Here is a 13,766-nt window from a genome sequence, read left to right as displayed (position 1 = left end):
AGAAGAATTGCCGCCCGGCACGAGAGCTCGGCGGTGAAGGAGTAATGCTATGACAGCACCGAAGGCCACTGTCGCGTGCCGCGCCGTCCTTCGGTACGAGGGACGGCTGCTGCTGGTAACCGACGGAAACGGCTACTGGTACACGCCGGGCGGCCGACTGGACTCGCCCGAGACCCTTCCACAGTGCGTCACGAGAGAAGTATGGGAAGAGACCGGCCTGAGAGTCACCGTTGGTGACGTGGTAGCGGTTTCCGAATTCATCGACGTGTCCGAGGGCCAGCACAAGGTGGAATGTTTTTTTTCCGCTGAGCTCGTCGAACCTCCTGCGGAGGTCGACGACTGGCAGGACATCGCAGGTCCGGTCCGCTCTTTCGGTTTCTTCGACGACTCGGAACTCGTCGCGATGAACGTCCAGCCCCAGTTCCTCAAGTCGCTCGGCAGCAGCCCGGGACCGCTCGCCCACATCTACGTCCAACCGAACTAGGCAAGCGGGAGCGGGACCTGCCTGCCGCTCCCGCGCAGGAGGTCCGATGCTGCGTGACGTCTGCGTGAACCCGGCTTGCTACCGCTGGGGGACTTCCCTCCGGGAATTTGTCGAGGTCAGTCGTGCCGCCGGTTTCGAGCACGTCGAAGTGAGCATCCAGCAAGCGGAATCCCTCGCCGAGGAACTCGGCGGTACGGCCGCCCTCACGCGTTGGCGACAGCGTGCGGGCGTCGAGGTTGCGCAGTTCAGCGGGCTGCTTCCCGCAGGGCCGGTGCTTCCGGCGCCGCTCCTCGTGGACGAGCCACAGTTCCGCGCGGCCGTGGCGTCCGTCCACGAGCGGCTCGAGGTGGCGCAGGCGCTCGGCTGCCAGCGCGCCGCCGTCGTCGTCAACCCGAGGACGCACCTGCCTCCTGCGACGGCGGCGGAGATCGCTGCCAGGCGGCTGGACGTCCTGGCCGCCGCCGCGGGCGAGCACGGCGTTCGCCTCGCTGTCGAGTACATAGGAGTCACTCGAGGTTTGGCGCCCGAACTCGACGGGCCGCACCCGTTCGTGGCCAGTCTTCGGGAACTGGACGAGCTGCTCGCCCGGTGCGGTCGGCCGAACGTCGGGATTCTCCTCGACCTGTGCCACCTGTACGCGTCGGGCGAGTCATTGGGCCACGCCCGCGCCTGCGCCCGCCCTGTCGAGTTCGTACAGGTCTCCGACGTGCCGTCAGGAACGGCCCCGGCCACAATGACCGACTCCCTCCGCTGCGTTCCCGGCAGCGGCGTCGTGGATTTCGACGCGGTCATGAGGGACCTGGACGCGATAGGCTACACCGGTCCCGTCTCGGTCGAGTTGTTCTCTCCGGAGCTCTGGGCGTTGGAGCCCGGCAGAGCAGCGGACGTCCTGTCTCGATCCAGGAGCGTTCTCCGGTAAGGCGACGAGCTCAGGAAGAGGTCTCTTGTGAGAGTCGGGTTAGTCGGCTGCGGCCGGATCGGCGGGTCGGCCCACGTCGCCGCTTACCTGCAAGCCGGTATGAGGGTGACAGCCGTCTGCGACTATTACGACGAACGCGCGAAGCGCGTCGCCTCCCGTCTCGGTGCGGCTGTCGAGAAAGACGCCGTCCGGCTGGCCGCGCGGGAGGACGTGGACCTGGTAGACGTCGCGACGCCCCCCGGCACCCGAGCCGAACTGCTGAGTGCCCTGTTCGAAGTCGGAAAGCCGGTTCTGGCTCAGAAACCCTTGGCGTACGACTTGGCCACCGCGCAAAGCATCGTGGACGAGGCGGACAGCAAAGGTGTGCCGCTCGCGGTCAACCAGAACGCCCGCTGGGCCCCGACGCACCTCGTGCTCTTCAGGTGGATCGAGAGCGGCGACGCGGGATCGGTCTATGCGGTGCACCACCACAACAGGTACCGCGAAGACGTGGACACCTGGTACACGCGGCACCCGGACTACATTTTCCTCGACCACGGAATCCACTATTTCGACCTCGTCAGACTCCTAGCTCAGGAAACGCCCAGCGCGGTGTCGGCGGTTTCTGGTCGGCGTCCCGGCCAAGTGGCTGCCTCCCCTCTCCTGTACTCCGTGAACACGCGTTTCTCGAGCGGGACCGCTCCGCACGTGGCCATGACGTTCGTTAACTCGGTGCCGGGACCTTCGGCTTACGACTACCGGCTCGTGGTAGACGGTACCCGCCAGAGCGCGGTCGCTTCTCTGTCCGCCGTGGACGTGTATTCGGGTGAACAGGAGAAGCGGATAGTACCAAAGGGTGAATGGGTTCCGGACGGATTCACCGGAGCGCTCGTCTCTTTCGTCCGGCACCTCCGAGGGGAAGGCCCTCTGCCTCATGCCGGCAGAGACCACCTCCGAAGTCTCGCGGTCGCAGCTGCCGCCGCGAAATCCGCCTCGCTCGACGGAGAATGGGTAGATGTCGTCCAAGGAAGCTTCGGAGAGGCACGTCGTCCCGCACTCGCCGATTATCTATTTTGACGGACTACCCGGCCTCGGCAAATCGACTGCCGGTGTCAGCCTCGCGAGTCAAGACGAAGAATTGGTCTTCATCGCGGAGAACAACCCGTCTCCTTCGGTGTACCCGGAAGTGGTAGGGCTCGGTGGCCTAGACGCGGCGCGGTGGTACATGCGTACGGAGGTCAAGCGGAGCCGCTTCGCCCGCGAGGTCACGAGCACCTGCGCCGTACGAGCCGTCTGCGACAAGAGCGTGCTCGCCACACTCGCCTTCGTGTACGCCGCCGCGCGCGTCGGGTGGGAGCCGGCATCCACCTACGACCTCGTACGGTCCGAGTACCTGCGCGACATACGCCGCTACCTACCGGCCGACGCAACGACAGTGCTGTTCTCCGGTTCGGTGTCGCTGAGTCTGACGAGGCGGGAACGCAAATCGGACAGGACAGTGCGCCCGCTGTGGTTCGACCCTGCTTTCCTCGGTGCGCAGACCGAGTTCTTCCAGCAGGAGGCGCCGAATCTGTGCGTGAACACTCTAGTGAACCTCGAAGCGGCCGGAAGCAGAGAGACCGTTCTCCAACGGACCGCCGAGTTAATTCACTCTGCACGGGCGTCGCGGGACGTCCGACAGCGGGTGCCCGACGGTCCCGAAGCAGGACGAAGCATCGCGGAACTGATAGATCCGTACGTCTCGAAGCGCGGGGGGACGGCAGTTTTCGGAAATCGTGTGGGACCGCCGTTCCGCCAATTCGGACTGTTGAGCCAGGTGTTCGAGCGACACCTGTTGTCTATCGACGGAGGCGGACAGGTGGCGGTCCAGCGCGACACCTGGGACGATTCCGAACCGACTGACCTTGGTCCCGACAAGTAGAGGCGGGCTGCCACGTGGGAAGACTGCAAATAGGTGTCGTCGGCTGCGGCATAGCTGCCCGGTCGCGCTATTTTCCGCTCCTTTGGAAACTCTCCGAAAATTTCGCCGTCGCGAGACTCTGCGACGTAGACTCAGCTGCCCTCGAACATGCGCGCAGGCTTTTTCCTGAGGCGGAATACTACTCCTCGCTGGTCGACCTGGCACAAGCTCGGGGAAGCTCGCTGGACGCGGTTCTACTGCTCGTGGACGGAGACCACCACGACTTGTTGCTGACTTTAGCCGAGCACGGTTTGCCGACATTCGTGGAGAAACCGATCTCCTACACGCGTGGTCGCGCCGTCGAGTGTGTACGCGAGTTCGAGGTACGCGACCTGCCGTTGCAAGTCGGCTACATGAAACGATATTATGACAGCGTGGGCAGAATCACCGAGGTCCTGGCGCAGGAAACGATCGTGTCCGTGTCGGTCGACCTGGTCCATCCTCCGGAAGACGCGTACCTGACTCCTGTACTGGGCCACGGAAGACAAGCCACGTCGGACCTCGGCGCGTTTCTCGATTCTCAGACCTCCGTGCCTGACGTCGCGTCGGTCCTCTCGGCCCTAGGCGTGGACCGTGACGACGTGGGTTTGAAGCGCGCGTATTTCCTGCTGGCGACCAGCGCGATACACGACGTCAACTTGCTGCGGGGCCTTCTAGGTGAACCTGAAACAGTTTCGTTCGCGGACTTCTGGAACGACGGGCTGGCGGGTCGGGTAATCTTCTCCTACTCAGCCACCCTAACCGCCTCGCTCACGTTCGCGTACGTCGAAACAGCCGGGTACGAAGAGCGCGTACGGCTCGTGGGTAACAGGGGCCGCTGGTCGCTCGACCTTCCGTCGCCGTACCTCCCTCACGCGCCCGCGGTCATCGAGAGCGTTCGTGGATCGAGCAACGGGCTTCCCGTGGTCTCCTCGGAACCCGTGTCTCTGGTCGACCCGTTTGAGACGCAGCTCCTCGAGTTCCGAAACGCCGTAGAAGACCGGCGACCGCCGCGAATAGACGGCCGCGACGCGGCTGCCGACCTCGCCCTCGTCGAACGGATCGTCACCGTGGCCGCGTCCATTCGAAACGGCGCCTCCGTAGTCCGCGCCGGTAGGGAGGTCTAGAGCGGGTTCACGCGGCTTCGTGCTCGCGCAGGTAGGCGCGAAAGGTCTGCACGAGGGCGTCGCGGACCCGGTCGGTGGTGCTGCACTGGTAGAGAGCACATTTCCGACAGGTCCTTCCCTGTGCCAGGGCGTCCAACGACGGGACGTTGCGTGAGATCCCCACTGCCGGGCACGTGGACGACGGCTGTCGTAACCACGTCGAACGCGCTGAACAGCTGCTCCAGGGACGTCATCGCTTCGCCGTGCGTTGTGTCGTCAATCCATCGCATCCGTTTGGCCTGAGCGAGGGCTGCGGCTGTCTCGACGTAGAGCAGCCGCGACGAGACGACATGATCGGATTTCTCCCAGAGCCGGCTGGCCTGAGGTGTGCCCGATTCGGAGATCAGCAGTGGTATGAACGCCGACGTGTCGAAATAGCAGATCATCGTCGCTGGTCGTTGACCAGCTCGCTCACCGAACCTGTCGCGTGGACCGGGCTCGGCTGGCTACGCGTCCTGGTACGAGCAGGTTCGATCAGCCCATCGGCGATGAGTTGTTCGAGAACTGTCGGCTGGTGCACGGGCACGATACGGGCGATCGGCCGTCCATGATCGGTGATGGTTATCGTGTGACCGGCTCGCACATCGGCAAGGTGATGGCTCAGGCCGTCCCGCAACTCCCGAATACCAACGTTCACGTGTGGCGCTCCGCTGGCTCCAGCCGCCTTGGCTCCGGTGGCTTTGAGTCCAGCGGCCTTGGTTCCAGCGACACGGACTCAAGTGGCCATAATGACCATGGCTGGTGTAGCCACCAGCGGATCTGGGCGTCTACGGCGGAACCGAAACTGACATGCAGTCGAGTACCTGGGCGTTATCGTGACGAATATCGTAGTCAACGCTGTTGACGCCATCTCACCCTGGTTTGATCTTGTGGAGGCGGCGATCCAATCGCCACGATCGCGCCAACATCCGCGTGGTGCCGTGGCCCTCGCGGTTGGTCAGACGGTGAAGAGCCGGAGCTTGACACCGACGGAGTCGGCGAGGTGATTCAGATCATCGGCCTCGCTGGTGACCACCGAGGCCTGGTACCGGACGGCGGTCGCGACGACGATCGCGTCCACGACATCGGCGGTCCCAGCGGCACCGCAGGCGACACCGGCGGCGCGACCGGTTGACCCATCATCGGGGCGGATGTCGCAGCCCTTGAGAACGCGGGAGACCTGGTGCTGCGGGCCGCCGCGCCAGGCTTGGGCGAGGACCACCACCGGTACGATCGGGCGGATGCTACCGGCGGTCAGTTCGTCGTGCAGGGCGAGGAAATCGGGATTGCGCCGTTCGGCGGCCAACAGGGCGCCGGTGTCGTAGACGATCGTGCGCACTACCCGGCTGCCCGCGATGGTTCGTCGTCGCGCAGCCCGGCCTCCATCAGGAACTCGCGGGCGCGTTGCCGGGACCCCTCGGGCAGCGTGCCGTGCTCGCTTTCGTACTCGGCCACCATCTCCCGCGCGGCTGCGCGGCCTGCCGCGTGCAGGGCGGCGAGGTGAGCCTTCTCGACGGCAGCCTCGGCCAGCCGGGTGGCCTGGTAAGCCTCCTGCGCGCCAGGCTCGTTCATCCGCCGGTCCCGCACCTGCGCCCATTCGGTCCGCTCAGTCACTGTTCCCGTCATCCTCGTCTAGGGTGTGCTCCTCGGCCAGGCAGCGTGCTGGGGCTCGCCTGGCCCGGGCGACCTCTCCGACCTCCCGCATCCGGGTCTTGACGAACACCGTCAACCGCTCACCCGTCGCCCCGAGGCATAGCAGCGACGCTATAGCATGCCCGGCGGCGGTTCGTATGACGTCCGCTGCCGCGACGCCTCGCTCGGCGAGGGCACGGCCCACGGTCGGATTGTGGTCATTTGTATCGGAGGCGGGCGGCGATCGCGGGGTTGGGTCGCGGGTGGATGGCGGCCGGGCTCGGTCGAAGCCCGGCCACGAGGAATGACAGCAGTCCCATGGCGACGGCGACAGCGGCGGTGGCCCCAAACACGGTGGCCAGGCTGATTCCGTGTGCGTGCAGGGGACCGACGCCGAAGGCGGCGATGCCGTATCCGAGCTGGTAGCAGGCGATGACGGTACCCGACACGGTCGCCGGGATGGCGGTGAGTTCCTCCTGGCCGAAGCTGATCGTCAGTGGCAGCAGCGCCGAGCAGCCGAGGCCGGCCAGCCCGAACGCGACCACACCCAGGGCCGGAGCGTTCGGCGGAAGCATGGAGATGATCACAAAGGCGGCGGTGAGGACGACGGGCAGCAGGTGGTATGCCCACCGGGCCGGGAACCAGCGTTGGATGGCCGCGAACAGCACCCGCCCACCGGTGACGGCGGCCCAGAACGCGGTGAGGGCGAGGGAGGCCACCGTGGTTGAGGCGCCCAGCTCACCGGTCATGTCCAGTTGAGCCCAGTTGCCGTTGACCGTCTCGCAGAGACCGTAGACGACCGCGAACGCCGCGTAGACCCACAGCCGGGCGGGCAGGCCAGCCCCGGCCCGGGTGGCCCCGGTGGCTCCGGTGTTCACGCCACTTTTGCGTGTCTGTGCCTGTGCCTGTGCCTGCAGAGGAAGAGGCAGGCTTATCACCAGAAGAATTGCGAGCAGGATGGCCGACATCAGCGGGAGGCCCCACCACAGGCCCACGCCGACGAACACGGCCACGAACACCGGGGCGAGCATCGTGCCGAGACCGAGAAGGGCGTTGAGCGTGAGAATGGACGCGTCGACGGCCCGGGGGTGAAACGCGGCGGTGAACGTGTTCAGGGCGGGTACCGTGAGGCCGAATCCGGCGCCCAGACTCGCCGTTGCCAGCAGCAGCATTGCGTACGCCACGGACTGTTCCGAAGTGAACAGCTGGCTGAGGACGAGCAGCGTCATGGATACCAGACCGGCGCACAGGCCGGCCAGATACACCCGCTTCGTGCCGAAACGCCGGCCCAGGTGCGCACCCAGCAGCGCGGTGGTGACGGCTGTGACGACCTGGGGGAGGAACATGCTCCCGTACTGCGTGCTCGACAGGTCGTATCTGTCCGGGTCGGTGAAGATGGCGCTCGCGGCGGGAAAGGTCACCAGAACAATGCCCTGCGCGGCACCGGCCGCGTAGATGACGGTCGTTTCGGTCCTGCTGGCCATGTATCCTCGCCATCGCCATCTGGTGTCCGGCCGGCACCGGTATTCGTTCGGTCGCCCGCGCTACTGCATCCGCTCACACAGGTGCTCGCCGACCCGGATGGCGTTGGCCATGGCGGTGAGCGCCGGATTCACCGCGCCGATGCTGGGAAAGAAGCTGGTGTCGACGACGTAGAGATTGTCGAGTTCATGGGCCTTGCAGTTCACGTCGAGCACCGACGTCGCGGGATCGGTGCCGAACCGGGCGCTGCCGGCCTGATGCGCGACACCGGCGATCTCGATGTTCATGGACATGTAGAAGTTCTTCCGGAGCACGTGGTGCGCGGACATGCCGATGTGATTGAGAATCTTCTTCAGCTGGTGGTACAGGTGACCGGCCTCGTCGTTGTTGGTCGGGGTATAGGCGAGGCGGACGTTGCCGTCGGGCGCCAGGGTGACGCGGTTTTCCGGGCGGGGGAGGTCCTCGGTGCTCAGCCAGAAGTCGACGGCATGCCTGGCCGTCTCTTCCAGGCTCCGTTTCGGGGCCAGCTTGGTAAGCGTCGGTTCTTCGCCGCGCATGGCCGCCGCGTTCGACTTGCCCACCATCTGGATGCTGCCGGCCGGCCACGGGTAGTCATCGCTGCCGAAGTAGAAATCGTTCAGTCCGAGGGTCTTCTGGAAGACCGTCTCATTGGGCTCGTCGGCGAGGGCGACCACGGCCTTGGAATTGTGGAACATGTAGTTTCGGCCGACCTGGTCCGAGCCGTTCGCCAACCCGTGGGGGTGGGAGTCACCGGCCGAGGCGAGCAGGATTTTGGCGCTGTTCGCGGCGCCGGCGCAGAGGGCCACGATGTCGGCCTCGTAGACCTCGCGACCGCCGTTGCGGGACACGACGACACCGGTAACGATGCGGCCGGTCGGGTCGGTCTCCAGCCTGATGACCTCGGCGTTGACGAGGAGCGTGACATTCGGTCGGTCCAGCAGCGGCCGCACGGCGATCACCTCCGCATCGGACTTGGCGTGCACCAGACACGGATACCCGTCGCACCACGCACAGCGGATACATGCGCTTTTCGCCCGGTCCGTCTCGTCGAGCAGGATTCCGCACGGCGCATGGAAGGGCTGGTATCCACCGGTTTTCAGATCATCGAAGATCTGTTGCAGCCGTGGTTCATGGGTGACCGCCGGCCAGGGGTACTCCTTGCTCCAATGGCCTTCGGTGGGATCATCACCGTGGTTTCCGTGGACCTGGTAGAGCCATTCCGCCCTCGTGTACCACGGTTCGAAGTCGTCGTAGGACAGCGGCCAGGACGGTGAGATGCCGTCTACATGACGTACTTCGCCGAAATCCTGTGGCCGTAGACGGTAGAGCGCCGCCCCGTACAGCTTGGTGGCACCACCCACGAAATAGTGGACCTGCGGCTGAAACGCCTTGCCGTCGGCATCGTACCAGGTTTCGGTAGAAATGTACCGACCGTCGACGAATACCTCCTCGGGATCCCAGTTCGCCGTCTCCCGCGGCAGATAGTCGCCCCGTTCCAGCAGCAGGATCCTTTTTCCTGAGAGGGCGAGCGTGTGCGCGAGCGTACCGCCGCCCGCGCCGGTCCCGACGATGATGACGTCATAGCGTTCGGGCACCGCTCATTCTCCTTTGTAGTGGATCGATTTATATTGCGGGCCGCCGAGCGGTTGGATGAAGACGGGCGGCGCCTTGCGGTACAACGCTAGTTTGTTTCGCGGCCGGCGTACTCACCCGATCGGGATGACGTTCACGGCCTGTCCAGGTTCACTGCTTGTCCGCATGCACGGCCCGTCCTGGTTCATTACCCTGCGGTTGGCTCATTCGTCCCGGCTGCGGTGTAGCGCAACGCGGGCGTCCGGGATTCGTCCGTGCCGCACAACGGTGCCGCATCCAGGGGACAGCGGTGGACGACGTCGACGGCGGGCTGTCGCGCCGGGGCCGGCCGGCGGATCGTGAGGAAGGCGAGCAGGCCGCCGGCTACGCACATTCCTGCTGTGATCGACATGGCGGTGTGGAAACCGGCTGCCAGCTCGTCGGGGTTGGCGTAGGCACTCGCGGAGATGCCCGCGACGACAGGCAGGGCGGCCACCGCGACGAGGCCGGCCACCCGGGAGACGTCGTTGTTGACCGCGGAGGCCACCCCCGCGTGTCGATCGCTGGCCGCGGCGAGGACCGTGGCAGTCAACGGTGCCACTGTCAGCGAGAGCCCCAGCCCGAACACGGTCATCGCCGGCAGGACAGTACCGAGGTAGGTGCTCCCGGCGTTGACGCGGGTGAGCAGGGCCAGGCCGGTGCCGGCGACGATGGGGCCGAGGGTCATGGGCAGGCGGGGCCCGATCCGCTGGGCGAGGCGGCCGGCCCTGGCTGACAGGGTCAGCATCAGGATCGTGATCGGGAGCAGAGCTGCGCCGGCCTCGATCGGCGAGAACCCGGCGACCTCCTGTAGGACGACCGGGAGCAGGAAGAGCGAGCCCCCCAGCGCGCCGTAGACGACGAACGTCACCAGGTTGGCGGCGCTGAACTGGCGGGAGGAGAAGATCTCCAGCGGCAGCATCGGATGGGGGCTGCGTGCCTCCACCACGACCATCGCCACCAGGGCCGCGGCCCCGCCGATACCGGTGACGAGCACGACCGGGGATCCCCAGCCCAGGGTGCTGCCGTCGGTGAGCGCGTAGATCACGCCGGCCAGACCCAGCGCCGCCAGGAGCGCCCCGGGCAGGTCGAGGCCGGCGGCGGGCTGCGGATTGCGGGTTTCGGGCACATGGCGCACCGACACCCAGACCACGACGGCGGCGAGCGGAAGGTTGATCAGAAAGATCAGTCGCCAGGAGACGGCCTGGACCAGCCAGCCCCCGAGAAACGGGCCGATGGCGATGGCGACGCCACCCAGACCCGACCAGGCACCGATCGCCGCCGAGCGGTCGTCGGGATGGAAGCTCGCTTCGATGATCGCCAGGCTACCGGGGGTCAGCAGAGCGCCACCGAACCCCTGGAGTGCCCGGGCCGCGATCAACAGGCTGGCCGTCGGGGCGACCGCGCACAGCAGCGAGGCGGCGGCGAACCACAGCACACCGATGAGGAACACCCGGCGCCGGCCGTAGCTGTCCCCGAGCGAACCGCCGAGCAGGAGGAAGCCGGCGAGGGTGAGGGTGTAGGCGTTGACCGTCCATTGCAGCCCTGCCAGGCCGGTGTCGAGGTCCGCGCCGATCCGGGGGAGAGCGATGTTGACGACGGTGGCGTCGAGCGCGGCGATGCTCGACCCGAGCACCGTGGCGAGCAGCACCCAGCGGCCGGCCGGCGAAGCGTAGCGAAGGTTGATATCCGTGGCCCCATCCTCCACCAGCATCGTGAACTCGACCAGCATCGTGAACTCGACCAACATCGTGAACCCGACGGCCGGACGGCGGTTGTTTGAACGGGCGGCGGCTGTTTGAACAACCGCGTTGGCATACCCAATCGGGCGATAGAACTCGGCCGGCGATTCTTGACGTTCGACGCCGGTGGGAACCAGCATGACGCGTGTCCTTCACGGGTGCCACTTGCGCACGCCCGGTCGATTGGCTGTACCGCCGGTTCAATTCACCGAACGGAGCTGTACGTGGACATCGCCGGCACTCGACACATCACCGCTGCCGCGGTCGAAGAAACCACCAGCGTTCAGCAAGCTGTCATCGACGCTTTCACTCCCGCATGGCGGCACGACCCGTACCGCAGTTATGACGTTCTGCGCGCTGCCGGACCGTTTGTCCCGGGGCTGCTCGGCCCACCCCTTGTACCTGGCTATGCTGAATGTGACGCCATCTTGCAGAATCCGGCCTGGAGTCATGCCGAGGAGTCCGAGTTGCTCCACCCGGACAGCGACGTGGAGCTGCCGGGATCCTTCCTCTGGATGGAGCCACCGGACCACACGCGGCTGCGGGGGCTGGTGAGCAGGGCTTTCACCCCCCGCAGGATCGAGGGGATGCGCGGGCACGCGGAGCAGGTCGTGGCCGACCTGCTCGACAAGGCGTTGGCCGCCGGCGAGGTGGACCTTGTCGAGGCGTTCGCCTACCCGCTGCCGCTGACCATGGTGTGCGAGCTCCTCGGGGTCCCCGCGAGCGAGCACGTGGCCATTCGGCGGATGTCGGCCGGCATCGCCCGCGGTCTTGATCCCGACGTGCTGATGTCCACCGACGAGCTCGCGAACCGGACGGCAGCCGTCGGCGAGTTCCTGGATTTCTTCGGCGCCCTGGTAGCGGAGCGTCGGGCCCGGCCCCGTCAGGATCTCATCAGCGCGCTTGCCCAGGTCGAGGCCGAAGACGACCGGCTCACGGCCGCGGAGATGCTCGGCACGCTGCTCGTGCTGGTCGTCGCCGGGCACGAGACCACGGTCAACCTGATCAGTAATGGGATCCTCGCGCTCATCCGCCATCCCGACCAGTTCGAGCTCCTGCGCCAGCAGCCGGACCTCGCGTTGCCGGCGGTGGACGAGATGCTGCGCTATGACGCTCCCGCGCAGCTGACAACCCGCACGGCCCGCCAGGAGATCACCGTCTCCGGACACACGTTCGCCCCTGGGGACAGTCTCATCCTGATCCTCGGGTCGGCCAACCGTGACCCGCAGGCGTTCGCCGACCCCGATCGTCTGGATCTGACCCGATATGCCCAACGGGGACGGGTGAACCGCCATCTGGCTTTCGGCCTCGGCCTGCACTACTGCATCGGCGCGTCCCTGGTGCGCCTGGAGGTGGAGGTCGCGCTGCGTGCCATCGCCGCGCGGGTGTCCGCGTTCACGTTGCTCGCCGATCCACCTCCGTACCGCCCGAACCTCGTGGTCCGCGGCATGTCGGGACTTCCCGTGCGCCTGAGCGCCTGAGCGCCTGAGCGCCTGGCTGCCTGAATCCGGCTCGAACGGCTTGGCTGAACGACAAGGAGCAGGGAATGACCACGGTGAGTCCCAGTCACGTCACCTTCGACGGGTTCGATCCTGCCAACCGGGCCGACCCGTACCCGAGCTACCAGCGGGTCCGCGAGGCGGCCGGGCTGTCCCGGCTTTACCTCCACGACGTCCCGGTCGCGTTGGTCAGCCGGTACGACGACTGTGCTGCGATCCTGGGGAGCCAGGACTGGGGCCACGGCCACGAGGATGGGCTGAGCCCTTTCTGGGATCAGGCGGCATCCCTGCCCGGCTCCTTCATCCGGATGGACCCTCCCGATCACCGGCGGCTGCGCAGGCTGGTCAACAAGGCATTCAGCGCCCGCATGGTCGCAAGTCTCGCGCCGATGATCGACGAGTTGGTGGGCCGGCTGGTCGATGCCGCGCTCGAGGCCGGCGAGATCGACGTCATCCGGGACCTGTCCGCGCCGCTGGCCGTCACCATGGTCGGTGGTCGGCTGCTGGGCGTCCCCGAACAGGACCGGCCGGCGCTGCGGAACTGGGAGCTGGCGATCGCCCGTGGCACCGACCCGGACGACCTGCTGTCGGCCCACGACGTCGCCGAGCGGAGCAGAGCCGGCCAGGAGGTCGTCGCCTACCTGCACGCCCTGATCGGGCAGCGGCGGGCGCACCCCACCGACGACCTGCTGAGCATGCTCGTCGGGGTGGAGGAGCAGGGCGAGGTCCTCACCGCAGCCGAGGTCCTCGGCATCTGCGTGCTCCTGCTGGTCGCGGGCATGGAGACGAGCATCAACCTCATCGGCAACGGAATGATCGCTTTGCTGCGCAATCCCGACCAACTCGCTCTGCTGCGCGAACGACCGGAGCTCACCCCCGCGGCCGTCGAGGAGATGCTCCGCTACGACACGCCCACCCAGTTCACGATGCGGGTCGCGCTCACCGAGACGACTGTCGGCGGGCACACCTTCGCCCGCGGTGACGGCGTGATCGTCCTGATGGCCTCCGCCGGCCGGGACCCGGCCGTCTTCACCGATCCCGACCGTTTCGACATCACCCGGTACGCGGCCGCCCCGGCCCCCCGCCGCCATCTGGGCTTCAGCCTCGGTCTGCACTACTGCCTGGGAGCTCCGCTGGCCCGGATGGAGGCGGAAACCGCGATCCGCACGCTCGTCGCGCGGGCCCCCGGCCTGTCCCTGGCCGCCGACACCCTCACCTATCTGCCCAGCCTCATCCACCGAGGGGTGACATCGCTCCCGCTCGACCTTTCCGCGGGGTCTGCCCGAAATAGCGGTTGACAGACCGGCCACTGC

General features: G+C 66.6%; 15 protein-coding genes. 7 read left to right on the top strand and 8 right to left on the bottom strand.

The genetic code is table 11. The features are described from left to right. Window positions 1-49 precede the first annotated feature (49 nt). From U9978_RS07785 to U9978_RS07765, 5 genes are read left to right on the top strand one after another with little or no spacing between them, the layout of a single operon-like run. A complete protein-coding gene (locus tag U9978_RS07785; protein WP_322760384.1) occupies window positions 50-484 on the top strand; it encodes an NUDIX hydrolase in 435 nt (144 codons plus the stop codon). Between the two features lie 46 nt (window positions 485-530). Next, complete coding sequence (locus U9978_RS07780) at window positions 531-1,403, top strand: sugar phosphate isomerase/epimerase family protein (RefSeq protein ID WP_322760383.1); 873 nt, start codon at window positions 531-533, stop codon at window positions 1,401-1,403. Window positions 1,404-1,430: 27 nt separating this feature from the next. Next, window positions 1,431-2,459, top strand: a complete 1,029-nt coding sequence (locus U9978_RS07775) for a Gfo/Idh/MocA family oxidoreductase (RefSeq protein ID WP_322760382.1) — start codon at window positions 1,431-1,433, stop codon at window positions 2,457-2,459. After that, window positions 2,398-3,303 (top strand): hypothetical protein, encoded by a 906-nt coding sequence (locus U9978_RS07770; protein ID WP_322760464.1) that lies wholly within the window; start codon window positions 2,398-2,400, stop codon window positions 3,301-3,303. The genes U9978_RS07775 and U9978_RS07770 overlap by 62 nt, the downstream gene beginning before the upstream one ends. A gap of 14 nt (window positions 3,304-3,317) precedes the next feature. Continuing rightward, window positions 3,318-4,448, top strand: coding sequence for a Gfo/Idh/MocA family oxidoreductase (locus tag U9978_RS07765; RefSeq protein WP_322760381.1), 1,131 nt, complete (start codon window positions 3,318-3,320; stop codon window positions 4,446-4,448). A gap of 7 nt (window positions 4,449-4,455) precedes the next feature. Here the strand turns inward: U9978_RS07765 and U9978_RS07760 are convergent, their stop codons facing one another. The 8 genes from U9978_RS07760 to U9978_RS07725 form a co-directional block, all read right to left on the bottom strand. Further along, window positions 4,456-4,611 (bottom strand): hypothetical protein, encoded by a 156-nt coding sequence (locus U9978_RS07760; protein ID WP_322760380.1) that lies wholly within the window; start codon window positions 4,609-4,611, stop codon window positions 4,456-4,458. 258 nt (window positions 4,612-4,869) lie between these two features. Continuing rightward, window positions 4,870-5,124 (bottom strand): type II toxin-antitoxin system prevent-host-death family antitoxin, encoded by a 255-nt coding sequence (locus U9978_RS07755; protein WP_322760379.1) that lies wholly within the window; start codon window positions 5,122-5,124, stop codon window positions 4,870-4,872. Window positions 5,125-5,424: 300 nt separating this feature from the next. Continuing rightward, window positions 5,425-5,805: a PIN domain nuclease gene (locus U9978_RS07750; protein WP_322760378.1), complete on the bottom strand. Its 381-nt coding sequence runs from the start codon at window positions 5,803-5,805 to the stop codon at window positions 5,425-5,427. Beyond that, window positions 5,805-6,080 carry a hypothetical protein gene (locus U9978_RS07745; protein ID WP_322760377.1) on the bottom strand — a complete coding sequence of 92 codons (276 nt, stop codon included), beginning with the start codon at window positions 6,078-6,080 and terminating at the stop codon, window positions 5,805-5,807. Before U9978_RS07745 ends, U9978_RS07750 begins: the two co-directional genes overlap by 1 nt. After that, entirely contained in the window at window positions 6,073-6,303 is a 231-nt protein-coding gene (locus tag U9978_RS07740) for a hypothetical protein (protein WP_322760376.1), read from the bottom strand. Before U9978_RS07740 ends, U9978_RS07745 begins: the two co-directional genes overlap by 8 nt. A gap of 13 nt (window positions 6,304-6,316) precedes the next feature. After that, window positions 6,317-7,582 (bottom strand): MFS transporter, encoded by a 1,266-nt coding sequence (locus U9978_RS07735; protein ID WP_322760375.1) that lies wholly within the window; start codon window positions 7,580-7,582, stop codon window positions 6,317-6,319. A gap of 60 nt (window positions 7,583-7,642) precedes the next feature. Next, window positions 7,643-9,196, bottom strand: a complete 1,554-nt coding sequence (locus U9978_RS07730; RefSeq protein WP_322760374.1) for a GMC family oxidoreductase — start codon at window positions 9,194-9,196, stop codon at window positions 7,643-7,645. A gap of 185 nt (window positions 9,197-9,381) precedes the next feature. After that, window positions 9,382-10,926 (bottom strand): MFS transporter, encoded by a 1,545-nt coding sequence (locus tag U9978_RS07725; RefSeq protein WP_416210888.1) that lies wholly within the window; start codon window positions 10,924-10,926, stop codon window positions 9,382-9,384. A 252-nt stretch (window positions 10,927-11,178) separates the two neighbouring features. On the opposite strand from U9978_RS07725, the gene U9978_RS07720 reads away from it, so the two are divergent. Continuing rightward, a complete protein-coding gene (locus tag U9978_RS07720) occupies window positions 11,179-12,435 on the top strand; it encodes a cytochrome P450 (protein WP_322760372.1) in 1,257 nt (418 codons plus the stop codon). Between the two features lie 65 nt (window positions 12,436-12,500). After that, a complete protein-coding gene (locus U9978_RS07715) occupies window positions 12,501-13,751 on the top strand; it encodes a cytochrome P450 (protein WP_322760371.1) in 1,251 nt (416 codons plus the stop codon). The last annotated feature ends 15 nt before the right edge of the window (window positions 13,752-13,766 follow it).

This window comes from Protofrankia sp. Cr2 (assembly GCF_963555885.1).
Classification (GTDB): Bacteria; Actinomycetota; Actinomycetes; order Frankiales; family Frankiaceae; genus Protofrankia.
This window is presented reverse-complemented; position numbering and strand designations above follow the sequence as displayed.